Source organism: Lacimicrobium alkaliphilum, from assembly GCF_002591895.1.
GTDB lineage: Bacteria > Pseudomonadota > Gammaproteobacteria > Enterobacterales > Alteromonadaceae > Lacimicrobium > Lacimicrobium alkaliphilum.
In genome coordinates, this window is record NZ_NISX01000010.1 from 37,220 (window position 1) to 60,527 (window position 23,308).

A 23,308-nucleotide genomic window follows, 5' to 3' on the forward strand; every position below is an offset into this window, starting at 1 on the left:
CATGTCTTTCGTCGCTACAACATATCGGCTCATACGATATATGACAAGAAAAAACGTAATTTAGCCTGAAAACTTACGAACAGAATTACAGACTGAAAACGGCGATCACAGTCCATAAACCTGCGGCCAGGCTTGCTGCCAGTGTGGCGGGATAAAGCTGAGATTTAACATGATCCATTAAATCACAGCCGGTGGTCATGGAACTCAGGATAGTGGAGTCAGATATAGGTGAGCATTGGTCGCCATATACGCTGCCATTCAGCACTGTGGCAAAACACACCATCATAAACAGCTCAGGATTGGCCAATTGCTGATCCATGGCGATCACCCAGGCCAGTGGCATGGCCAGGGGGAATGCGATAGCGTAGGTTCCCCAACTGGTGCCGGTAGAAAAAGCAATAATCATGGTAATCAGCTGTAACGTCACGGGTAACAACCAGAAAGGTAAACGCTCACCAAGCAGATCGATCAGATACAGACCACCCCCCACCTCTTTACTGATGCCACCGATGGTGATTGCCAGCATCAGCACCACTGATGCCACGACCACGCTTTTCCAGCCATCACCGAAACCATCGAGCAAATCTTCCAGCGACATGCCCTTCACCAGAGCGATAGTCGCCGCCAGTATCAACGCGGCACCAAAGGCCCAATTCACTTTTGGGGTACCCAGTAAAACGAAGCTACCCACTGCAATCCCTAACAAGGTTATCAGCGGCAGAATAAACTCCCATTGATTCGGTCGATAATGATCAGGTACATGGGCTCGATGGATCTCCCCTGAGCTCATTGGCCTGGCTTGTGGTGCATTTAACTGACCGGTTTGCGCGGCTCGCTGATTAGCTTTTTTCAGCCGTGAACCGGAAAAGGTAAGAATATTCATGCTCAGCAAAAAGGTTCCGAAAACCGCCAGAATGGCGTAAAAACTTAAAGGCACGCTGGAAAAGAAAAACGCTATACGATCGGCCTCCGTAGCAAGAAATGCTACACCGGGAACAAAGATGAACGCCTGCACATACGCGGGCCAGGCATTAAAAGCCAGGAACACCGCAATGGGCGACGCGGTGGAGTCCACCACATAGCTGAGTTCTTCGTGGCTGACACCGGCTTTATCGGCTATGGGTCTGACCGTAGTGCCCACCAGTACAGTACTGATTGTTCCGCCCTGAAAAAACAGGATCCCCAGCATCCAGGTCACTACTTTGGCACTGCGCGGACCGCGTACGAAATGTTTGGTCATGCTCTGTGCAAAAGCCTGCGCTGCGCCGGTTTTTCCCCAGATGCCGGTCAGTCCTCCAAGCAACCATAAGTACAACACCAGAATTGCCGCCGCACTTTCGGTACCAAGACTGGGGATCAGAACCTTGTCAATAATATCCGGCTGCCCCATTAAAAAAGCCCCACAAACAATGCCGCCTAGCAAGGCAATAATGGGTTCACGACAAATCAGGCATAGCGCAACGGTGATAAAGGCAGGTAACAATGACCAGACGCCATAATGATAATCGGTTTTCAGTAATACGATTTCATTATCCGGCATTTTCACCCACTGACGGTTAAGTTCGGGGTCGCCTTCAAGCTGATCCAGCGCTGACTGGCGCAGTGGCGAGTCGGCATAATCCACCAGCTCTTCAATGAGTATCTCTTCCCCCTGGTGACGATATTTGAGTTTGCCATCAACCGTTTCAAAGGTTTCATACAGGTAGCTCTGCTCTTTCCATTGCGGGCTCTGGTATTGATGAGCCAACAGTGCACCAATGCAGCCAAACAACAATAAAATCCAGGTATAAGCGTTACGAGACAAAGCAGAACTCCGCTAAAAGTATGAAAAGAAAGATAAAATAACACCGAAGCCGGGTAAAAAGCGAGGCTGAAAATGTTGTCCGTATAAGGATATCGGGTTAGTCTGAACACCAACGTAATCCAGCCAGTCAGGTAAGATGCACGACCACCATCATCACCATACTCCGCCTCAGGACAGGATCGCCACCGCATTTTTTCTGAATCTGGGCTTCTCCATTATCGAGTTTGTCGGCGGGCTGTTAACCAACAGTACTGCAATTATGGCTGATGCGGTACATGACTTAGGCGATGCATTGTCTATCGGGCTGGCGTGGCTGGCGAGTAAACTGTCTGATAAACCGGCTGACCATCATTTTACCTATGGGTTTAAGCGCTTATCGCTGTTATCGGCCGTACTTAATGGTGTGGTGCTGAGCGGCGGTACTATCTGGGTGTTATCTGAAGCCATACCCAGGCTTTGGGCACCAGAGATGCCCCACGCCACCGGCATGTTTGCACTGTCTCTGCTGGGAATTGGTGTTAACGGCTACGCGGCCTGGAAGTTACATGGTGGCAAAACTCAGAATGAGAAAATTCTTAACTGGCATTTGCTGGAAGACATGTTTGGCTGGGTGGCGGTAATGATCGTCAGTCTGGTGATGATGGTGGTCGACTGGCCGATTCTCGACCCTATTCTCGCTATTGGTTTCAGTCTGTTTATTCTGGTAAATGTGCTTCGCCATACCTACACCAGTCTGGGCCTGTTTTTGCAGCGCACACCTGACCCTGAATTGTTAGAGCAAATCCGCCACACGCTGGTGAATATTGATGCTGTAACCGGCGCCCACCATCTGCACTTGTGGTCTCTGGACGGTGAAAAACATGTGCTGACAGTGCATCTGGTCAGTGAATATCCGCTCTCAGCACAGCAGTATCAGCAACTTAAAGACCAGGTGAGTGAAAAACTGGCAACTTTTGAACTCGCCCACACCACCATCGAAATTGAACTACCCGAAGAAGCCTGCCGGGATATCAGCCATTAACCCTGGCTTTCTGCTCGCAGTGACGCAGGTACTCTTCATAAGGCCCCTGAAAATCGACGATGCCATCGTTGGTCATATCCAGCACACGGGTGGCCAGTGATGACACAAACTCACGATCATGGGACACAAAAATCAACGTCCCCTGATAGTTTTCCAGCGCCAGATTCAGTGCCTCAATGGATTCCATATCCAGGTGGTTAGTAGGCTCATCCATCACCAGTACATTGGGCTGCTGGTTAATCAGTTTACCGAATAACATACGGCCCTTTTCACCACCGGATAAGGCTTTAACAGACTTTTTGATGTCATCCTGTGAAAACAGCATACGCCCGAGAATACCGCGAATGGTCTGTTCATCATCACTGGCGTTTTTCCACTGATTCATCCAGTCAAACACACTCATCTCGACGGCGAAATCCGCGCTGTGATCCTGTGCATAATAGCCAATGCTGGCATTTTCTGACCATTTCACCGTGCCCGACTTCGGCGTCAGCTGGCCCATCAGGGTTTTCAGCAAGGTGGTTTTACCAATGCCGTTGGGGCCAATAACTGCAATCTTCTCACCCACTTCAAGCATCAGGCTCAGACCACTGAACAGCGGCTTGTCATAACCACTGCTGAGCTGCTCCAGCTCCAGCGCATTGCGATACAGCTTCTTGTGCTGATTAAAGCGGATAAATGGGCTGACCCGGCTCGACGCCTTGACTTCTGCCAGTTCGATTTTTTCGATCTGGCGTGCTCTGGATGTGGCCTGTTTAGCCTTTGAGGCATTGGCTGAAAAACGGCTGACAAAGGTTTGCAGCTCGGCAATTTTCTCTTTCTTACGGGCATTTTCATTCAGCAACTGCTCTCTGGCCTGAGTCGCCGCCGTCATATACTCATCATAGTTACCCGGATACAGACGCAATTCACCATAGTCCAGATCGGCCATATGGGTACACACCTGATTTAGGAAGTGACGGTCATGGGAAATGATAATCATCGTGGCCTGGCGCTGTGCCAGCACCTGCTCCAGCCAGCGAATCGAGTTAATATCCAGGTTATTGGTAGGCTCATCCAGCAACATGATATCGGGCTCGGCAAACAATACCTGAGCCAATAACACTCTGAGTTTCCAGCCCGGAGCCACTTCACTCATGGGGCCGAAATGCTGTTCAACCGGAATATCCAGGCCCAGCAGCAACTCGCCGGCGCGGGACTCGGCAGTATAACCGTCCATTTCGGCAAACTCAGTTTCCAGATCAGCCACTTTCATGCCGTCTTCTTCACTCATTTCAGGCAATGAGTAGATACGATCCCGCTCCTGCTTGACCTGCCACAATTCTTTGTGGCCCATGATCACCGTATCTACCACGCTGTACTGTTCATAAGCGAACTGGTCCTGCCCCAGCACGCCTACTCTGTCGTTACTGTCCAGCATCACCTGCCCGGCAGAGGGTTCGAGCTTGCTCGCCAGAATTTTCATCAGGGTCGATTTTCCACAGCCATTGGCGCCAATCAGGCCGTAGCGATTACCTTCGCCAAATTTAACGGAGATATTTTCAAACAGCGGCTTAGCGCCAAATTGCATGGTGATATTTGCGGTGGAAATCATAATAGCCTTAGTGGAACAGGGGTAGGTGTAAACGACACGAACACAGAAATTAAACGGCGCGCAGTTTACCCTGTTTGCCCGCCGTTGTCTGCAATAGACTGTTTTCAGCCTCTTTCAGTTATCTGCGTAGTGCCGATACCAGTCGACAAACTCCCGTATTCCTTGTTCCAGAGGAGTTTGGGGCGCAAAGCCGGTCTTTTGTTGCAAAGCGGTGATATCAGCGCAGGTTTGATAAACATCACCGGGCTGCATCTCCAGCATTTCAAGCTTTGCAGGCTTGCCACAAGCCCTCTCAATACAGGCAATAAAATCAAGCAACTTAACGGGTTGGTTATTGCCGATATTATAAATGGCATAGGGTGGTGCCGAATTCAAAGATACAGGAGGCATTGCCAGAACGTTGTTGACCCCGCTGACAATATCGTCGATATAGGTAAAGTCACGCTTCAGTTGTCCGTGATTAAATACCTTAATTGGTCTGTTTTCCAGAATCGCCCGGGTAAACAGCCAGGGCGCCATATCCGGCCGACCCCAGGGGCCATAAACAGTGAAAAAGCGCAAGCCGGTCACCGGTAACTGATAGAGATGGCTGTAGCTGTAGGCCAATAACTCATTCGCTTTCTTAGTCGCCGCATACAGAGAAACCGGACTGTCTGTGGTATCGGTCTCGCTAAAGGGCACCTTCTTTTGATTACCATATACAGAGCTGGATGAGGCAAACAGCAGATGTGCAATCTGATGATGCCGGCAGGCCTCCAGAATATTCATAAAACCAACAAGATTAGACAGCGTATAGGCCTGAGGATGATCAATGGAATAACGTACACCGGCCTGGGCAGCCAGATGAATCACGCGAGTGAAAGAACAATCCCGGAAAAGCGCATTCAGCCCCTCACTATCGGCGATATCAAGGGAATAGAAAGTGAATTGTGGAAACGTCTTCAGCGTGCTTAGTCGGTCTTGCTTTAGTTGCGGGCTGTAATAGTCATTAAGGTTATCGATACCCACTACCTCCAGGCCCTGTTGACACAATTGCCTGGCAACGGAACTACCGATAAATCCCGCGACACCAGTGATCAGGATACACATATCTTTTATCTCTGAACTTACCGGAATGCCAGTGTGCAAACTTAATCTTAAGGCTGCCTTAAGCAATAGTCGCTATGTTGGCAGACATTCCAGATCAGACGTGTTGCCGTAATGACAAAGCTGAGCGTAGTTATCCCCGCTAAAAATGAACAGGAAAACGTCCTTAAGCTTATCGAAGAGATTATTAACGCTCTGAGCGATTTGTGCAGTTTTGAAATTATCGTGGTCGACGATGGCAGTGATGATCAGACCTTTAATAAACTGAAACTGGCTCAGCAACAGTATTCTGCCAGCATTCGTATTCTCAGGCATGCACATTCAACCGGCCAGAGCACCGCTGTATATAATGGTGTGCTGATAGCCCGCGGCGAATTAGTTGCGACCCTGGACGGAGATGGGCAGAACGATCCGACCGACATTCCCAAACTACTGATAGTGGCCAATGAATTTGCACAGGGCGCAGACTTTTGTATCGCAGGATACCGAAAATGTCGCCATGACAGTCGCTGGAAGTTACTGCAAAGCCGCATTGCCAATAGTATTCGCAGCACTTTGCTAAAGGATGATACGCCGGATACCGGCTGTGGTTTGAAAATATTCCCGCGCTCAACCTTTATCAAACTTCCCTATTTCGATCATATGCACCGTTTCTTACCAGCCCTGATCAAACGCAGTGGCGGCAGTATCCGAATTGTCGAAGTCAATCACAGAGCCAGACATACGGGCACCTCCAAATACACTATGCTGAATCGGGCCTGGGCCGGTGTTATCGATATGCTCGGTGTGATCTGGCTGCAAAAACGCAATCGTCTGCCGGTTCAAAGCGAAGAACACTGAATTGATGTTAAGCATAGGTTCTTATTTGCGCTATTACTCGGGCATGATATGGCTGGCACTGTTACTGACGTTAGGCTGGCTCATTTCCGGTTCAGACATATTTGAGACCTGGCCCCCCACACAACTCAGTAGCTGGATAAGCCACGATATCAGTCTGAATATTGTGCTTTTCAGTATTACTTTCAGTGTGCTGACCGCCATGGGTCTGCCCCGACAAATATCGGCGTTTGTGGCAGGTTATGTGTTCGGCATTTATATTGGCGTGATACTGGCCACGACCGTCACAGCGATGGGTGCCCTGATGAGTTATCTGGTCGCCAGGCACCTGATAAACGGCCCTTTTATTAATAGTCTGAAACGACGAAATCAACGGATGATCGATATCGTTCGGCGCCATACCTTCAGTTCGGTTCTCGCCATCCGGCTTTTCCCTGTAGGCAACAACCTTTTGGTCAATTTACTGGCTGGGTCAGCCCGGATATCTTTGCTGCCTTTCCTTTGTGCCTCCTATCTGGGTTACCTGCCCCAGACTCTGATCTTTTCGCTGTCAGGCTCAGGGCTGCAACCTGATTCACAATGGCAGATCCTGTTGGGGATAGGGTTGTTTATCATCTCTACCTTACTTGGTATCAGGCTGTACCGACGTCGTGCAAAGTTCGCCATCACACCTGTTGCTGAATCGCCTCTGCACGATAAGGTTGACTTGCATGGATAGACCATACAACAGCAAGGTTTTATGGCTGTTCTGGACAGCCGCCGTAATCATCATTTTCACCGGCCTCGGCCTGCGCGATCCGTGGCCCGCAGACGAACCGCGGTTTGCTCAAATCGCCATGCAAATGGTGCAATCGGGCGATTGGTTTTTCCCCCGCCGCGGGGGCGAACTCTACCCTGACAAACCGCCCGTGTTTATGTGGTCTATCGCCATATTCTATTGGCTTACCGGCTCCTTAAAACTGGCTTTCTTGCTGCCCTCAGCACTGTGCTCGATGATCACACTATATCTGACCTTCGATATCACAAAACGTCTCTGGGACAGAACCACCGGCATGCTTGCTGCTGGCGCTTTATTGCTGACACTGCAATTTGTGATTCAGGCCAAAAGTGCCCAAATTGATGCCATGGTAAGTTGCTGGATTGCCATCGGCTGCTATGGCCTGCTGCGTCATCTTTTGCTTCAGGACGGCTGGAGTTGGTACTGGCTAGGATTTGCCGCCATGGGGCTGGGTGTTATCACCAAGGGTGTCGGATTTTTACCGGTACTGATGCTGATACCGTTTTTTATTGCTCGTCGTGTTTTTCCCCGACAAAGCACGGCAACAGGCAGTGCCTGGCACTGGTGGTCTGGCCCGGTGGTAATGCTTATCACCATCGGCTTGTGGTTAATTCCTATGTTAATTATCGTTAGTCACTCAGATGACACGACGTTACAGGCGTATCGTGACAATATCATGCTTAAGCAAACAGCAACCCGCTATGCCGATGCCTGGCATCATATTAAGCCATTCTGGTATTACCTGACCTCTGTCATCCCGGTGCTCTGGCTGCCCTTAAGTCTCCTACTCCCCTGGCTGGTGCCTGAATGGGTTAAAGCCTGCAAAAAAGGTGAACTGCGAATCATTCTGCCCCTATTCTGGATTCTGCTTTTATTACTGTTCTTTAGCATGAGTCCGGGCAAACGAGGCGTTTACATTCTGCCCGCGTTGCCGATGCTGGCACTAATCTCCGCCCCCTACCTGCGACAGATGCTCAATAAGCCAGCAGCATCCTGGGCACTCTGGCTGACCACCGGGCTCATCAGCACTGTATTGCTGATTGTTGCGATAGGTGGTTGGTACGGGCTGGATGCAATAGTGCAGCTAGTCAAAGAATATGAACTGGATCCCTGGTCCTTCTTGCTCACTTGCAGTGTTGTTGGGTTTATCAGCCTGGCCCTGAGTTGGCGGTATAAAGCACTCAGCTGGGCATACTATATTCCGCTATTGTGGCTACTCTACAGTACCTGGGGATATCTACTGATGGCCCCGGCCAAAACGCCACAAAAGATCCTTGAACAGAGCGCAAAGCACCTTCCTGCCAGTGGAGAGCTCGCTATGATTGGTCTTAAAGAGCAATTTTTGCTTTTCTCAGACATGCCGTTTACGCACTTTGGCTACCATACACCCATTGAACAACAACAAGCCATGGCATGGCGCTGGCTTAAACAACACCCCGATAGTCGTATACTGGCTGCCAGTGACGAAAAACTAAATTGTTTTCGCTCTGAACAAGGGACTAAGCTGGGCCATGCCCACCGCCAGGACTGGTTACTACTGGGTCCCAAAAGCGCGGCACTCTCCTGTCCACAGACAGATTCGTTGACGCCTGTCTACCGCACGGAAAAAACATCAGTTTATGATCACAATTAAGGAACCGTTAAGAATCACGCTTTAGGCTAATCAACAACGATTACCTGAAGGATGCTGTTGTGCGTCAAATCATCATACTATTTTGCCTGCTCAGTTTTGGGGTAATAGCCCAACAAGCACCCAACTTCAATCTCAGTGACCCGGCATTAGGGTCCCGCCTCTCTGACCTGAAGGGCAAGGTGGTGTATCTGGATTTCTGGGCTTCATGGTGCAAACCCTGCCGTCATTCCTTTACCTGGATGAATCAGTTACAAGCCGCGTATGGCGAACAGGGGCTGGTAATCCTGGCCATTAACCTCGACGCTGAACCTGAGCTGGCTCAGGCGTTTTTACAACGGCATCCTGCCAGCTTCCATATCCAGTTCGACCCACAGGGCAATATTGCTGAGCAATATCAGTTGCTGGGCATGCCCAGCAGTTATCTGATCGATGCCGGAGGCACCCTGCGCCATGTTCATCAGGGGTTCTTTACGGATAAGCAACCTGTCTATCACCAACAAATAAAAACCTTGCTTGGCGAACGTTACACCGAGCAATTAATGACCAGCATGGGAACTCAAAAATGAAACGTAAACCCGTTATTGTAATTTGTCTCGCACTGTCATTAAGTGCCTGCGCCTCCTTAGGTGTTAAACCCTGGGAGCGGGATCTGCTGGCAAAAGATGAAATGGCCCTGAGTGCCGACCCGGTGGATTTGGCGCTGGATGATCATATTTATTTCAGCAAAGAAGCCGCCAGTGGCGGCCGTGCTTTTGCAGGAGGTGGCTGCGGATGCAACTGAATCAGCGTAATAATATTCTCGGCGCCCTGACCGCAGCAACCTGTACTCTCCTCGGTGCACCCGCAGTGTCTCAGGAAGCACAAAGTGTTGAAGAGCCGTGGAAGTTTGATACCGCCATTCTTTACTATGGTGAATCTGAACGGGTAACCGCCGTAGAGGGGGTATTTTCCGCCACTAAAGATTTTGGTAACGAGCATATTTTTAATGGCAAAGTGACCATTGATGGTTTGACCGGTGCCTCGGCCACCGGTGCCGTGCCGCAGCCCACGGCACAAACCTTCACCCGGCCATCAGGCAAAGACGAGTACGACATTGCCGCCACTGAAATTCCTCTGGATGATACTTTCCGTGATACACGGGTGCAGCTCAATGGCCAGTGGACTCAGCCTGCCTGGCAGGACTACCGGGTCAGCGGCGGGCTTCATGTATCCAAGGAATATGATTATTTATCCATGGCCGTAAATGGTGCACTGGCTAAAGATTTTAATCAGCGCAACACCACCGTGTCACTGGGGCTGTCCTATGCTTTTGACAGTATTGATCCCGAGGGCGGACGACCTGTTGCCTTTGCCAGCATGCCGCTTAAGCGAGACTTCGCCTCAGAGCAGCAATACCAGGACGCTTTTGATGCCACCCGGTTAACCGGCAGCGATGATAAAAATACCCTGGATCTTTTACTCGGTGTTACCCAGGTTATTAACCGTCGTACCATTATGCAACTCAACTATGGGGTGTCAGCAGTGGATGGCTACCTCACTGATCCCTTTAAAATGCTCAGCGTGGTCAATACGCAAGGGCTGACTCAGGCGCTTGTATATGAGAATCGTCCTGATAACCGTACCCGGCACAATGTGTTCTGGCAAACCAAATATGCCATGGACAGCGGTGTAGCCGATATATCCTACCGCTTTACCACCGATGACTGGGACATTGACTCTCATACCCTGGATTCGAGGCTGCGTTATAACCTGTCACCAAACACTTACATTCAGCCTCACTTTCGTTATTACCAGCAAAGTGCAGCCGACTTTTATCAACCTTATCTGATGGCATCTGATGGCTTGCCACAATTTGCCAGTGCAGACTACCGTGTGGGTGAGATGACTGCTTTTACGCTTGGCGTAAAATACGGAGTATTGCTGGACCAGGGTAAAGAGCTGGCATTCAGACTGGAATACTATCAGCAGGATCCTAAAAACCCGGGGTTTGATGCCCCGGGGGTGCTTCAGGACCTGGATTTATACCCCAGTGTCAAAGCCGTAATGGCGCAGGTCAGTTACCGGTTTTAGGGGGGTTGAGTGAAACCATCTCCATTTCAGCTTAACTGGCAAGGCGACCACTTCTGTGGTCGCTTTAGCGCCATGGCCAGCCCCTGTGAACTGTTGATAGATACAACAGACAAACAATTGGCCGGACAATTAACGGCTCTGGCCTTTTTTGAAGCCCGGCGCATTGAACAGAAATACAGTCGTTACCTGTCTGACAATATCTGCAGCAAAATAAATCATAGCCATGGCAAAAGCGTCATCATTGATGATGAAACCTACCGCCTGTTGTGTTTTGCCGATAGCTGTTATCAGCTCAGTGATGGGCTCTTTGACATTACCTCTGGCGTATTGAGAAAAGTCTGGAAGTTTGATGGTTCAGACCGTTTACCCCATGCCGAAGAGGTGGAAGCGTTGCTACCGCTAATTGGCTGGCCGCAGGTACAATTTGATCAAAATAGCGTCACTTTACCCACGGGATTTGAACTGGACTTCGGTGGAATAGGTAAAGAATATGCGGTGGATGCTGTGTCAAAGCGTTGCCTGGAACTTGCTCCACAGGTTTCTGTGGTCGTCAACTTTGGAGGCGACATTCAGGTGACCCGCCCCCGGGTAAACAAACAGGCCTGGCACATCGGTATTGAGAATCCCGAAACAGAAGGTGATGCGCTAAGACTGATCCGCATTACCCGTGGCGGTCTGGCTACCAGTGGCGATGCCCGGCGATACCTCTGTAAAGACGGCATTCGCTACAGCCATATCCTCAATCCAAAAACCGGTAATCCGGTGACGGATGCGCCGCGTTCTGTCACTGTCGCCGCGGAACACTGTATTCAGGCGGGCATATTGGCCACGCTGGCACTGTTGAATGGCAAGCAGGCTGAGGAGTTCCTAAACCAGCAAGGTGTGATGTTCTGGCTCCAGGCTTAGTTTTAAAAATTGAAGGCAAACATGATGCAGATCATAGCGCTGTCATGAAAACACTGTACGCTTTACGATCAGTAACGGAGAGAAAAATGCAAAATACAACTGAAAAATACCATGGTGCCAGTATTGCCCTGCACTGGCTAATGTTGGTATTGATCGCAGCCGTATATGCCTGTATTGAGTTACGGGAACTCTATCCTAAAGGAAGTGACCCCAGGGAGCTGTTAAAACAATGGCACTTTATGCTGGGACTGAGTGTTGGCATGTTAGTGCTGATTCGCATATTTTTCCGCCTGCGTTACTCTGCTCCTGTCATTACACCTTTACCACCAATCTGGCAACAACGAGCCGCGAAATTGATGCATGGTCTGCTCTACCTGCTGATGCTGGGCATGCCACTGGCCGGCTGGATGATACTCAGCAGTGCAGGCAAACCTGTTCCTTTTTTTGGTCTGGAGTTACCCGCATTGTTATCGGTCAATGAAACACTTTCAGAACAGATAGAGGAATTACATGAAACCGTCGGCAGTGTGGGTTATTGGCTGATTGGATTACATGCCCTGGCGGGACTGTTCCACCACTATCTTATTAAAGACAACACGTTTAAACGGATGCTGCCCTGAATAACACCCTCTGTGTTAGCAAGCACACAACCGGCTCAATCACTGTTATAAGCCTGCAAATAGAAATTCACAATATCCAGGCTGGAGATCATGCCTGTCACTTCTAATCCACTAACTACCACCAGGTGGTGACAATGTTGTTTCATCATCAGGTCTGACACCCGGCGAATACTGTCATCGGGAGTCACTGTTATCAGTGGGGAAGATGTATGCAGACCGACCGTCGTACCGACGAAATCATCCACCTCAAGTAAATCATGGCTGGTAATAATCCCTGTGGGACTCTTCTCACTATCCACTACTAACAAAGCTCCGATGCGATGCTTTCGCATCAGCGCTCTGGCTGTCTGCGTGTTATCAGACCCGTTGACATAATGCACTGCCAGATGCAGCTTCATATCCTTTACTAGCATAATAGTACTCCTTTAAAACTCATACTCCAGTGCAAAGCGCAAAGTATGATCTTTGCCGATATTACTTAACTCAGTGATAAAACCCAATTCCCATTTGAGTTGCTTCTGACCATCGAAACGCTGTAACCCCATTATCGCCGGCCCCATGCCGACGTAGTCTTCACCACTGTAAAACTCTATGGATGGCTGGAATTGAGGCATCCAGCGATAGCGGTATTGCAGACGGAACTCACTTTCAAGTTCATCCTTCAGCGCATCGCCCCATTCATAGATCATAAACCAGTTAAGGGTCAGGCTGCTGCGGCCAAACTCTTTCTCCATCACCAGCCCGGAAGCGGCTTCCCATTGCTCTTTACTGTGTCGTTTCTCGACTTCAAATACCATCCCCCAATCTGCCCAGTAACGACCTTGTTCGGTAAGCATCCAGCGGGCTTCGACTTCATAGGCTTCAAGGCCAAAGTTACCCTCAATATCACGTTCACCAATCAGATACAGCTCGAGGATCCACCGTTCGTTAACAGAATGACCAAAGCCAATGCGCTGAGCCAGATAGTTCTCTTCATCAGTTTGCCGGGACATAAAACGCCACTCCAGCCGATGTTCATTCGCCAGAACATAAGGATGGTAAACACGATCTACCACTTGCCCGTCCGCTTCGACTCTGAAGAACGCGGTAAGTGTTATCAGATAGAAACTCCAAAGCAGCATTGTCCTGATTGTCATTCTGAAACTCCGGTTTTGTGTTTCGCACCAGATTTACGCTCAGTTATTGAAAACAATAAAAGAGGCAACAATATGCACAACAAATAGAAAATGATCTGCAGCAAGGTGGGCGTGGCTTCATAACCCATTAACGTATTTAACACCATCCCCAGCTCAGAGCTGTCAGTAATCCAGTCACCGGTGTTCCAAATGGGTGAAGTGGAAGAAATGATATTTGCCTGCGCCAGCAGGTTGAAGGTAAAAATGAGTTGCCCTGTACTCCAGAACAACAGCAACAACACCCAAATCAGAGGTCGTCCCCTTTGCAATAACGCATAATTAAGCAGGTAAATCAGAATTCCGGCACTGAAACAGACCCCGAAACCGAGGATGGTGCCGGTAATTAATGACCAATAGTGCTGTGCTGTACGCCAATAAGTGTCCAGAAAAACCAGAAAATAGCTGCCATTAATGCTGATGGTCAGCACCCCGAGCGCAGTAGCGCTCAATTGCCAGTAATGATTCAGGGCAGATCTAAATAAAAACAGATGAACTAAAACCAGTGCATAAATCAGCCCATGCAGTAAAAAGGTAAACCACTCCAGACCCGCTCCCATTAAACTGTTGCTCAGCGCTGCAAAATTAGCCATCAGCAGAGCCGCCAGAATAAGGCCAAAGGGCACCGTCCAGAATATCCAGCGAGGGTTCTTTCGCAGGCTATTGCCCTGGGCCAGTAATAAGCTCATTACCCAGAATACCGGTAACGCATCACGCAAAAACAAAATAATGGTATTAATCAGCACCGCCGTGTCCTTTTGATATTGCGCGAATTTGTCCTTTAGCCTGATTGGGATGGAACTCACCAAAGAAATGATAGACACCGGGCTCAAGCGGCCCGATATAGATGACCGTAAAGCGCCCTGGAAACAGTACTTTTTCACGATTTAAGTCAAAGCTGTCAAACTCTTCTGGTGCGTCATCCTGATTATCAATAATCAGTCTGATTTTTTCTCCGGCAGGCACCTCAAGACGCTGAGGATAGAATAAGTTATGGTTAAGTGTCAGATGGAATTCAGGTAACTCCGCCCGGGCAGAAAAGGTCACGTTCAGCGCTATCACCGTAAGCAACAGCAGGCGTTTGTAATACCTAAGCATTCATCCCTCCACAGGGAATTACGACCCGCGCAGCTAAACCTCCCAGGCGCTGCGACCTGCCAAGATAGATGTGTCCATGATAGAGCGATAATACATGCCGGACGATGGCAAGCCCCAGACCGCAACCGGGCACACCAGAGGGATGCCGGTCACCACCAACACGGTAAAATCGGTCAAATACCCGCTCATATTCCTGCTCATTAAGTCCCGGGCCTGAATCCTCAACCATCAGCTCAAGCCGCTCCCCGTTCTGATTCAGGCTTACTTCTATCTGACCATGTACGGGGCTGTATTTATTGGCATTAGTGAGCAGGTTTTGCACCAGTAGTCTCAGTGAAAAGTCATCTCCTTGCATCATACAAGACTGGCCCTGCAAACTGATATGTTGTTGCTTTTGTGCTATCTGAGGATAAAGCTCTGTGATCACCTGCTGGATGATCTTATACAGATCGACTTTCTCAAACTTTACACTGAAATGCTCAGGATTGGTGCGGTTTAACAACAGAATCTGATCGACGACATGACTCATTCTTTCCACGCCCTGCTTCAATAGAAGCAGATTTTCAGAGCCTGAATCCAGCTCCTTTTCCAGGTTATGGGCATTGAGCCTGAGTACACTTAACGGTGTGCGCAACTCATGAGCTGCATCAGAAGCAAAACGGCGTTCTCTGGCAAATGCGAGATCTAACCGGGCTAACAGGTTGTTGATGGTTTCCACTACGGGTTTAAGCTCTTTTTTCTGATCGCGTAATTGAAGAGCGCTGAGATCATCTGCGCGCTTGGTTTGCAGCTCCTTAGCCAACTGATGCAAAGGGGCAAGGCCCTGTTTTATCGCCACAGAGATCAAAACCGCCAGTATCGGTAAACTCAAAACCAGTGGTACAAGAGTGGCCAGAACCATCTCCTCACTCAACTCAACCCGGTGATGCAGTGGTTCCGCCACCATCACCCAGTAACCCGTTTGCGGATAGAAGTGAGCCAGAACCTGCCACCGCAAACCCTGTATATTTTCCTCCCTGACGCCTTCTTTCAGGGCTGTAAAAGGTATTTTTTCAAGTCCGGGAGAACTCAGGAGCATGTTATTCTGATGCCAGACCTGAAAAATAAAATTGTCCTCCGGGGACACCATGCTGCGTGCGTTGGCCGTCTTATCTATTGTGCCTATAGGCAGGCTGTTAAGGGTATCTGCCAGTGAGTGTAAATGCCGATCAAAAAGCATTGCCGAAGCATTGATGGTGTTACGATAGCTTTGTGTGGCTGCAAAGAAAATCACCAGCGCCAAGATCGAGGCCGGTGATTTTATCTGATGTGCTATCCCGGGCCGTAAGCACCAGTATAGGAATACGTTGCTTTTTCTGGCGGACCCGCTTCAGAACTTCAATGCCGTCTATATCGGGTAAACCTAAATCAAGAATTGCCAGATCGGCACTGGCAGTCTCAATGGCCAACAACGCCTGCTTGCCACTGGTAAGGTGGTCAACGGCAAACCCTTCCTGACGCAGCGCCTGTTGCAAAGCTCTGGCCAACTGCTCATCATCTTCAACAAGTAACAGACGCATGACTTACCTTTTCGTTATTGCCAGAAATAGAAATACAGAGACTAAATATCACATTCAACTTAAGCCCACCTTAAGCAAGGACATTGCTACTCAGACAGGTATTGCATCTGTCAGCCAGGGCTTCTGCTCTGGGCAGCGGCCTGGATCAGGCTCTGATAAATTGACTGAGCATTGTGTAGCAGATCATCGATAATCATCAAGGCGTTGGTGGGTTCTAACGTAAGAACCTGCCCCTGAGAGGTTCTAATTTTATTGGCCTGGATAGACTGGCTGATACGCTCAATCTGTTTGCGCGCCTGGAGTTCATCAATATCACTTAAAGCCACCATAAACTCGTTCACACCAACCCGCCCCACTACATCACCATGGCGGGTGGCACTTTTTATTTCTGAGGCTATCTGTTTAAGGGCTTTGTCACCGGTACCCTCTCCATAACTGGCATTAATCTCATCCAGCTGCTCAAGCTCAAACAGGGCTAAGGCATGAGCCCGCATTGGAGAAGGCCGGGGCAACGACCTGAGCTTTTCCAGTGTTGCTCTGCGATTAAACATCCCTGTGAGTTCATCGATTTGTGCCAGCCCCTTGTGACGCCGATAAAACATAAACAACATAATCAACAGTAAAATAACCGTCACCGTCAAACCGGTGACCATTCTCATCGTCGTCAGGGATTTTTGCCGCTGCACGTGCGCCAGGCTTGATTCCAACCCGACAATATCTGTCATCATCCTCGCCACGCCAAGAATACGGGAGGCGGCCTGCTGTTTTTCAATGGCCTTTTCAGCAGCGCGGGTATAGTTGTTAAACGCCTGCTGAGCACTTTCAGGTAGCTCCAGAGCGTAAAAACTGTCCCCCAATAGTTTCAGGTAAGACAAATCGTCACTTTCAGACATGGGCCGCATTGTCAGCGCCTTATCCAGATAGGTGGATACGCAATTCAGATCACCTTGCTGCAAACAAAGGCGCGCGTGCAGACGACGGTACTCCTTCTCCATTTCCGGCATCGACAGCGCCGGCAGAAACACCGACCAGCGCAGCAAACTCTCCTCCAATCCTTGCCAGTCACTTTGTTTTTCAGCCAGATAGGCCTGCGCCTGATTCAGCCAGGCATTCGACAATGGGGTGTTAATGTCGATATTTTTGCGAATGAGCTCCGGCATGATCTCTTCAGTACGCTCAATCTGGGCACTGTTAAGATATGACTTTGCTGCATTAAACAATGGCAGCATCAGGGTTTCCCCCTCATAGATACCCAAGGACATCTGATAGGACTTGTAATACTGCTCAGCAGCCAGCTCGTTCTGGCCCAGCAAGCGATAGAGATTGCCAATATTATTGAATATATCTGAGCGGGTGGCCTTGTTTTCTGCGCCGGAGTATTTTTCCAGCAACATATATAGCGTACTCAGACTCTGCTCTATTTTATCATCACCAATGTCACAGAATGATGTTAATTCCAGTTGCGCACCCAGGTGAATTGACTCGGATCTAACCCGAAGTGCCTCGCGTTCGGCGCGCCGAAAATAGTCACAACGCTGTTGTTTTTTATCCGGTGACGTTACCACACCAGCAAGAAACAGCGCATAAGCATGATTCTCATCGCTGTTCTTCTCCACTGGCTGAGACAGCAGGTCATCGAGTATTTCACTGGCCTGTTCATATTGCCCTGCACAGGCCTGATACTGAGCTTTGCGTACCTTCAAATAGAAAGCCTGCTGATGGGTTAATTCAGAAGACTCCAGGTGACCATTAAGCCGACCAAACTGTTCCTGCGCCAGACAGTCATAATTATTGATCTGAATTTCCTCAATAAATTCCTGTACTAACGGGTCCGCCCTGACCACAGAAGTTAACAATAGCAAGGCACACAAATTCAATCTGATTAATGTATTCATAGTTCTTTTTTGCCACACAGAGGCGTTTATCCCTATGATTTTGCATTTTTATACAAGTACTTACAAGAAGACAGCGCTGTCAGAGGCATCTGTGCCCATCCACTGAAAATACGGACCCGCTCAAAGCCACTCAGAGCGTGGCTTTACTCCCGTTTTGACCGGTCCCCACTGTGTTCAGTCAATGATTCTGATTCCTCTGAAGAGCCGTACTGCCAGGCGTCACCAATAACTGGGTCCTCTTGCTCTTCACCCTCCCAACTATACTTTTTTTCAGTCGGTCTGGGATCCATACGCTGGAACAGAATACCCGCCAGCGTACCGGCTGCTGCACCAAAAAAGTGGTATTCGAAAGAAATCCCGGGTTCACGGGGCAGAATGGTCATGATCATGCTGCCATATAGAAAAGCACCGATCATCATTAGCGCCACAGAGACTTTATCGCGACGCAAAATACTGGAAATAAACAGGTAAAAAAAGATGCCATGGGTCAGGCCACTGGCACCAATATGGGTCGCATCACGGGCAAACAGCCAGACACCGAGGCCGGACAATGGCCAGATCATCAGCACGGCAATACGCCATGAGCGCGGATAACCATAAAGCAGCAACGACCCTAAAATCAGCAAGGGTAAAGTATTACTGAACAGGTGCTGGTAAGAGCCATGCACCAGCGGGCCGCCGAGCACACCCACCAAACCGCCCCACTGCCCCGGCGTCACTCCGAGAAACCCCAGATCCAGCCCGGCAAAGGACTCCGCCAGCTTGATCCACCACAGCAGACAGACAAACAAGGCCGAAGCCAGTATGCTTTTGGTAAGCCGCCTTTTATTGGTCATAGTGTATTCCTGAAGTGAGCCAAAACCTATGCAATAACTCTGGTTGCAAATCCGCTGGTTAATATCAGGATGGGGGCAAAAGATTAAAATCACATCATCAGATAAGAATTATCTACGCAATGTCATTAAAACCACTCTTTATGTCAAATAAGCTTGACTTACAGTAAGCACCTGACTAACCTGCTCGAAAAGTAAAGCTTATTTTACTTTATGACAAAGGAATTATACCTATGCAAGGCAATCCGCTGCAGCAGCGCTGCAAGAAAAACACATTTAATCTGGCCATATGGACAGTCGCCTGGCTGCTATCTCTGGCTCTGGCTCAATTTGGCCCGCTGCTTATCTGGCAACATAAAGGGCTGACTATCGGCGCCTTTATTCTCAACCTTGTACTGGGTATTGGCATGCTGTTGGCAAACAGAAAACACTTACTGGGGCAGGATGAATTACAACAAAAGATTCAGTTAGAGGCCATGGCATTCACACTGGGTGCCGGACTGATTGCAGGCATTTTGTATGAAGTTGCTGAAAATATACAACTGATCCAGTTCAATGCTGAGATTTCTCACCTGGTTATCTTTATGGGTCTGACCTATATCGCCGCCACTCTGCTGGGGCAGAGGAGATATCAATGAAAAACAAACTCAAGGTACTGCGGGCAGAGCGGGACTGGACCCAGGCCGACCTGGCCAACGCCCTGGAGGTATCCCGCCAGACCGTCAATGCCATAGAAAAAGGCAAGTTCGATCCCAGTTTACCGCTGGCATTTAAAGCCGCCAGGCTGTTTAACCTGCCCATTGAAGAGATTTTTCAGGATGAACCGGGTTAATAAATGGTATGACTCGGGGCGCAGACGCTACTGGGCCAATAATCAGGAAAACCACCTATTGACGGTCAAGGGATTATGGACGCTCAGAATATATCAGGTGTTGCTGCCCCTCTGATTCCGGTTCAGTACCAGTTATCCAATCTGAGATTATCAACCCGCGAAAACTCTTTCGTGTTATTGGTGACAAGTATACTGTTTGCCGCTAAAGCTGTACCGGCAATCAAAATATCATAAGGGCCTATGGGAGTGCCCTTTCTTACAAGCTTTGCCCGTAAATCTGCGGATTGCTTTGCTTCATTTTCACTAAATGGCAGGATATTAACCAAAGAAATGAATTCTTCTAATTGCTTTTTCCGTTTTCCGGGAGAGTCTGATTTGGCAATACCAAACTCAAGTTCATAAACAACCACAGAAGGAATGCCGATATCTTTTGGGGAAACTGACAGCAGTCGTTGACTAACATTACCTACACCCTTGAAAAAGTATATGAGCGTATTGGTGTCGAGAACGTACATCAAAGCGGTTCCCTTTCAACGTCTTTGGCCTCAGTCTGGCGAAGTTCATCAGCCTCTGGAAAATCTTTCCACGTGCCAGCCATATCCACTACAGATTGAGGCCATTCAGTTGCCACCTTCTCATTTATAACCCGGGCTATCCATTTACTCTTTGATAAATGTGCAGACTTCGCAGCCTCAGTCATTTTTTTCTCGATGGAATCGTCTAAATATATTGTTACCTGTCCCATATTTACCACCACCAAAAAGTATATGTGGGATTATATGTTTGCCAAGCTAATAAAACAACTCTCCTCAGCACAGAATATGTATCGAATTTAGGCTCAATGCTTTTTGTGAATTTTATACCTCTAAATGCTTATTCACCGGCAAATCGCGGATACGTTTGCCGCTGGCGCGGAATATGGCATTGGCCAGGCTGGCGGCTACCGGCGGTACGCCGGGCTCACCCACGCCGCCCGGAGGCGCATCGGATTCAACGATATACACGCTGATGGGTGGCGACTGATGCATGCGCAAAATCGGGTAATCATGGAAGTTGGACTGTTTTACTGCGCCCTCTTCTACGCTGATTTCTCCGAGCATGGCCAGTGACAGACCGAAGATCATCGAGCCTTCCATTTGCGATCGCACTCTATCGGGATTGACAATAGTGCCGGCGTCTATAGCGCAGTGCATTTCCAGTACCTTAAGTTTGCCCTCTTTGACCCTGACTTTGGTGGCCACGGCGGTATAGCTGACAAAACTGCGATGCACACTGATGCCCCAGGCTTCATTGGCGGCGGTTTGCTGTTCGACATTGGCCTTGTCTGCCACCAGATTCAGCACCTTTTTCAGCCGTGCGGTATCGATAGGGAACTTCTCTTTGGGATCGCCGTAATTACCGTACTTAAAGCCTTCGGGCTCGGGATCCACATGGCGGTCACTGCCCAGCAGCTCCAGCCACATCTGTCGGGGTTCACGGCCGAGTTTATCCGCCAGTTCATCCACAAAAGAGCCGATGGCAAAGCCGTGCTGAATGTTACTTACCGAACGCACCCAGCCGATACGAATATGGCCCTCTGCGGTCTGGGTTTCACAGGACAGGTTATCCAGCGCAAAAGGCAGATCGCCAAATCCCAGTGACAACTCACCATCAGAAGGCGCATCGGTTTTACCGTCGAAGGTCCAGCTGATGCTCGGAAACGCTGTACGTTGCAACCAGCTGGTAACTCTGCCGGTATCGTCCATTCCGGCCTCATAGTATTGAGCGCTGATGGCATGATAATAGCCATGCTGAATCTCATCTTCCCGGCTCCAGGTAACTTTTACCGGCTTGCCAGTCTGTTTTGCCAAAAGCGCCGCTTCCACTGAAAAGTCCGGCTTGGACTTACGTCCGAAGCCACCACCCAGCAGCGTGACATTGACTTTGACCTGATCCTTTTCCAGCTCCAGAATCTGCGCCACAGTACTCTGTGTACTCTGTGGTGTCTGGGTACAGGCCCAGATTTCCATCAGCCCGTCTTTAAATACCGCTGTAGCTGCGGGGGGCTCCATAGGCGCATGAATAAGGTAAGGCAGGCTATAAGAAGCCGAGTGGGTCTGCACGGCATTCATCATCCCGGTGTAGGCATCACCAATTGAGCGGATCACCTTGCCACGATTCTGCACCCGCTGTTTTAGCGTATCCAGATATTTCGCCGAGTCATGACTGGCGTGTTCGCTGTCTGTCCAGCTGATCTTGAGTTTTTTACGACCCTGCGTGGCTGCCCAGGTGTTACTTGCTAACACCGCAACGCCCGCCAGAGGTTTAAAGGCGGCGGGCAGGCTGAACTGTGGCATGGTGATTACATCCACCACGCCACTGACTTTTTTCGCCTGGGTATCATCTACCGAATCGATATTAGCACCCAATACTGGTGCCCGTTCGATACTGGCATACAACATATCCGGCATCTGAATATCAATACCAAATTCTGTATTGCCGCTAAGCATATCCTCAAGATCCACAATCGCCACATCTTTGCCGATATAGCTGAAGTCTGCCTTGGACTTATACACCAGTGCGTCTTTTTCCGGCGCGCTCAGGGTTGCGGCCTTTTCTGCCAGTTCGCCATAGCTTAGATGCCGATCAGAAGCCGTATGCCAAACCTGGTGATCTCTGGCCTGCACTTCATCCTGCGAGACCTTCCACTGCTGTGCAGCCGCCTGTTCGAGCATGGTTCTGGCCATGGCACCCATTTCCCGCATGGTCTGGTAGAAACGCCGTACAGAACGCGAACCATCAGTATTCTGGCTGCCGTAAGCTTCGTTCGCCAGGCCTTGTATCACATTGACTTTGTTCCAGTCTGCCATCAATTCATCGGCCACTACCTGTGGTAAACCGGTGCGTATACCCTGCCCCATTTCCGAGCGATGGCAGATAATATGTACCTGATCGTCGCTGCCGATGCTGACAAACAGATTCATTTCACTGAGCGACTCTGCCGTTTTTGATTCCGCCCAGGCTGGTGCCCAGCCTGGCATAACGGTACCTAATACCAGTGCGCCACTGCCGACACCAGCCAGTTTCAGAAACTCCCGGCGGGAGGCGTTCTTTATCGGATTCATGCTTTGCCCCCCATTTTGCCAGCTGCGGTTTTGATCGCCGCTTTGATCCTTGGGTAAGTACCACAGCGACACAGGTTTCCCTGCATAAACTCATCAATGGCGGCATCATCAGGCTCTGGGTTGCTATCTAATAAAGCCACCGCGCTCATGATCTGACCAGACTGGCAATAACCGCACTGGGGCACATTATGCTCACGCCAGGCTTGCTGAACAGGGTGCGACGTATCTTCAGACAAGCCCTCGATGGTACTGACCGATTTACCTGCTGCCGCCGAAACCGGTGTCGTACAGGAGCGAATTGCGTCGCCATCAAGATGCACCGTGCAGGCACCACACATGGCCATGCCGCAACCATATTTCGTTCCTGTCATGTGCAACACATCACGCAATACCCATAGCAGCGGCATATCGGCATCCGCTTCCACCTTCTGCACCTTGCCATTTAAGGTAAATTCAATCATTTCCT

At 49.5% G+C, this 23,308-nt stretch carries 26 protein-coding genes; 11 read left to right on the forward strand and 15 right to left on the reverse strand.

From position 1 onward, the window contains the following. Positions 1-85: 85 nt before the first annotated feature. Positions 86-1,804, reverse strand: a complete 1,719-nt coding sequence (locus CDA54_RS10880) for a Na+/H+ antiporter NhaC family protein (protein WP_099035044.1) — start codon at positions 1,802-1,804, stop codon at positions 86-88. Between the two features lie 136 nt (positions 1,805-1,940). Between CDA54_RS10880 and CDA54_RS10885 the strand changes: the two genes are divergently transcribed. Then, positions 1,941-2,825, forward strand: coding sequence for a cation diffusion facilitator family transporter (locus CDA54_RS10885; protein WP_099035045.1), 885 nt, complete (start codon positions 1,941-1,943; stop codon positions 2,823-2,825). Here the strand turns inward: CDA54_RS10885 and CDA54_RS10890 are convergent. Next, on the reverse strand, positions 2,815-4,419 hold the full coding sequence (locus tag CDA54_RS10890) for an ABC-F family ATPase (protein ID WP_099035046.1): 1,605 nt from the start codon (positions 4,417-4,419) through the stop codon (positions 2,815-2,817). The two genes, CDA54_RS10885 and CDA54_RS10890, sit on opposite strands and share 11 nt — an antisense overlap. Positions 4,420-4,533: 114 nt before the next feature. Further along, positions 4,534-5,508, reverse strand: coding sequence for an NAD-dependent epimerase (locus CDA54_RS10895; protein ID WP_099035047.1), 975 nt, complete (start codon positions 5,506-5,508; stop codon positions 4,534-4,536). A gap of 111 nt (positions 5,509-5,619) precedes the next feature. Here CDA54_RS10895 and CDA54_RS10900 point away from each other — a divergent pair, with 111 nt between their 5' ends. The 8 genes from CDA54_RS10900 (at position 5,620) to CDA54_RS10935 (ending at position 12,349) form a co-directional block, all read left to right on the forward strand. Then, entirely contained in the window at positions 5,620-6,345 is a 726-nt protein-coding gene (locus CDA54_RS10900) for a glycosyltransferase family 2 protein (RefSeq protein WP_099035048.1), read from the forward strand. Positions 6,346-6,349: 4 nt separating this feature from the next. Beyond that, positions 6,350-7,060 carry a TVP38/TMEM64 family protein gene (locus tag CDA54_RS10905; protein ID WP_099035049.1) on the forward strand — a complete coding sequence of 237 codons (711 nt, stop codon included), beginning with the start codon at positions 6,350-6,352 and terminating at the stop codon, positions 7,058-7,060. Further along, a complete protein-coding gene (locus CDA54_RS10910) occupies positions 7,053-8,753 on the forward strand; it encodes an ArnT family glycosyltransferase (RefSeq protein WP_099035050.1) in 1,701 nt (566 codons plus the stop codon). The genes CDA54_RS10905 and CDA54_RS10910 overlap by 8 nt, the downstream gene beginning before the upstream one ends. Before the next feature lie 59 nt (positions 8,754-8,812). Further along, positions 8,813-9,319, forward strand: a complete 507-nt coding sequence (locus tag CDA54_RS10915; RefSeq protein ID WP_099035051.1) for a TlpA disulfide reductase family protein — start codon at positions 8,813-8,815, stop codon at positions 9,317-9,319. Beyond that, positions 9,316-9,534, forward strand: coding sequence for a DUF4266 domain-containing protein (locus CDA54_RS10920; protein WP_099035052.1), 219 nt, complete (start codon positions 9,316-9,318; stop codon positions 9,532-9,534). Before CDA54_RS10915 ends, CDA54_RS10920 begins: the two co-directional genes overlap by 4 nt. Further along, a complete protein-coding gene (locus tag CDA54_RS10925; RefSeq protein ID WP_099035053.1) occupies positions 9,525-10,823 on the forward strand; it encodes a DUF3570 domain-containing protein in 1,299 nt (432 codons plus the stop codon). Before CDA54_RS10920 ends, CDA54_RS10925 begins: the two co-directional genes overlap by 10 nt. A gap of 72 nt (positions 10,824-10,895) precedes the next feature. After that, complete coding sequence (locus tag CDA54_RS10930) at positions 10,896-11,729, forward strand: FAD:protein FMN transferase (protein WP_099035054.1); 834 nt, start codon at positions 10,896-10,898, stop codon at positions 11,727-11,729. 86 nt (positions 11,730-11,815) lie between these two features. Continuing rightward, positions 11,816-12,349 carry a cytochrome b gene (locus CDA54_RS10935; protein ID WP_099035055.1) on the forward strand — a complete coding sequence of 178 codons (534 nt, stop codon included), beginning with the start codon at positions 11,816-11,818 and terminating at the stop codon, positions 12,347-12,349. 35 nt (positions 12,350-12,384) lie between these two features. Here the strand turns inward: CDA54_RS10935 and CDA54_RS10940 are convergent, their stop codons facing one another. The 8 genes from CDA54_RS10940 to CDA54_RS10975 form a co-directional block, all read right to left on the reverse strand. Continuing rightward, positions 12,385-12,762, reverse strand: a complete 378-nt coding sequence (locus CDA54_RS10940; RefSeq protein ID WP_099035056.1) for a CBS domain-containing protein — start codon at positions 12,760-12,762, stop codon at positions 12,385-12,387. Positions 12,763-12,774: 12 nt separating this feature from the next. Further along, positions 12,775-13,485 (reverse strand): hypothetical protein, encoded by a 711-nt coding sequence (locus tag CDA54_RS10945; protein ID WP_099035057.1) that lies wholly within the window; start codon positions 13,483-13,485, stop codon positions 12,775-12,777. Further along, a complete protein-coding gene (locus CDA54_RS10950; protein WP_099035058.1) occupies positions 13,482-14,267 on the reverse strand; it encodes a hypothetical protein in 786 nt (261 codons plus the stop codon). The genes CDA54_RS10945 and CDA54_RS10950 overlap by 4 nt, the downstream gene beginning before the upstream one ends. Then, positions 14,257-14,619, reverse strand: coding sequence for a cupredoxin domain-containing protein (locus tag CDA54_RS10955; RefSeq protein WP_099035059.1), 363 nt, complete (start codon positions 14,617-14,619; stop codon positions 14,257-14,259). Before CDA54_RS10955 ends, CDA54_RS10950 begins: the two co-directional genes overlap by 11 nt. Continuing rightward, positions 14,612-15,892, reverse strand: coding sequence for an ATP-binding protein (locus CDA54_RS10960; protein WP_229748141.1), 1,281 nt, complete (start codon positions 15,890-15,892; stop codon positions 14,612-14,614). The genes CDA54_RS10955 and CDA54_RS10960 overlap by 8 nt, the downstream gene beginning before the upstream one ends. Continuing rightward, a complete protein-coding gene (locus CDA54_RS10965; RefSeq protein ID WP_099035061.1) occupies positions 15,858-16,178 on the reverse strand; it encodes a response regulator in 321 nt (106 codons plus the stop codon). The genes CDA54_RS10960 and CDA54_RS10965 overlap by 35 nt, the downstream gene beginning before the upstream one ends. A 110-nt stretch (positions 16,179-16,288) precedes the next feature. After that, a complete protein-coding gene (locus CDA54_RS10970; protein WP_099035062.1) occupies positions 16,289-18,073 on the reverse strand; it encodes a GGDEF domain-containing protein in 1,785 nt (594 codons plus the stop codon). 143 nt (positions 18,074-18,216) lie between these two features. Continuing rightward, the gene (locus CDA54_RS10975; protein ID WP_099035063.1) at positions 18,217-18,909 is read right to left on the reverse strand and encodes a rhomboid family intramembrane serine protease; all 693 of its coding nucleotides are present in this window, start codon (positions 18,907-18,909) and stop codon (positions 18,217-18,219) included. Between the two features lie 230 nt (positions 18,910-19,139). On the opposite strand from CDA54_RS10975, the gene CDA54_RS10980 reads away from it, so the two are divergent. Together CDA54_RS10980 and CDA54_RS10985 are read left to right on the forward strand one after the other, a co-directional pair. After that, positions 19,140-19,544: a hypothetical protein gene (locus tag CDA54_RS10980; protein ID WP_099035064.1), complete on the forward strand. Its 405-nt coding sequence runs from the start codon at positions 19,140-19,142 to the stop codon at positions 19,542-19,544. Next, the gene (locus CDA54_RS10985; RefSeq protein WP_099035065.1) at positions 19,541-19,738 is read left to right on the forward strand and encodes a helix-turn-helix transcriptional regulator; all 198 of its coding nucleotides are present in this window, start codon (positions 19,541-19,543) and stop codon (positions 19,736-19,738) included. Before CDA54_RS10980 ends, CDA54_RS10985 begins: the two co-directional genes overlap by 4 nt. A 122-nt stretch (positions 19,739-19,860) precedes the next feature. Here CDA54_RS10985 and vapC read toward each other — a convergent pair whose 3' ends face one another. The 4 genes from vapC to CDA54_RS11005 all read right to left on the reverse strand — a co-directional run bounded on the left by vapC (position 19,861) and on the right by CDA54_RS11005 (position 23,303). After that, positions 19,861-20,253: a type II toxin-antitoxin system tRNA(fMet)-specific endonuclease VapC gene (gene vapC / locus CDA54_RS10990; RefSeq protein WP_099035066.1), complete on the reverse strand. Its 393-nt coding sequence runs from the start codon at positions 20,251-20,253 to the stop codon at positions 19,861-19,863. Continuing rightward, positions 20,253-20,483, reverse strand: coding sequence for a CopG family transcriptional regulator (locus tag CDA54_RS10995; RefSeq protein WP_099035067.1), 231 nt, complete (start codon positions 20,481-20,483; stop codon positions 20,253-20,255). The genes vapC and CDA54_RS10995 overlap by 1 nt, the downstream gene beginning before the upstream one ends. Positions 20,484-20,595: 112 nt before the next feature. Beyond that, positions 20,596-22,842 (reverse strand): xanthine dehydrogenase family protein molybdopterin-binding subunit, encoded by a 2,247-nt coding sequence (locus CDA54_RS11000; RefSeq protein ID WP_099035068.1) that lies wholly within the window; start codon positions 22,840-22,842, stop codon positions 20,596-20,598. Next, a complete protein-coding gene (locus CDA54_RS11005) occupies positions 22,839-23,303 on the reverse strand; it encodes a (2Fe-2S)-binding protein (RefSeq protein ID WP_099035069.1) in 465 nt (154 codons plus the stop codon). The genes CDA54_RS11000 and CDA54_RS11005 overlap by 4 nt, the downstream gene beginning before the upstream one ends. Between the last annotated feature and the right edge of the window lie 5 nt (positions 23,304-23,308).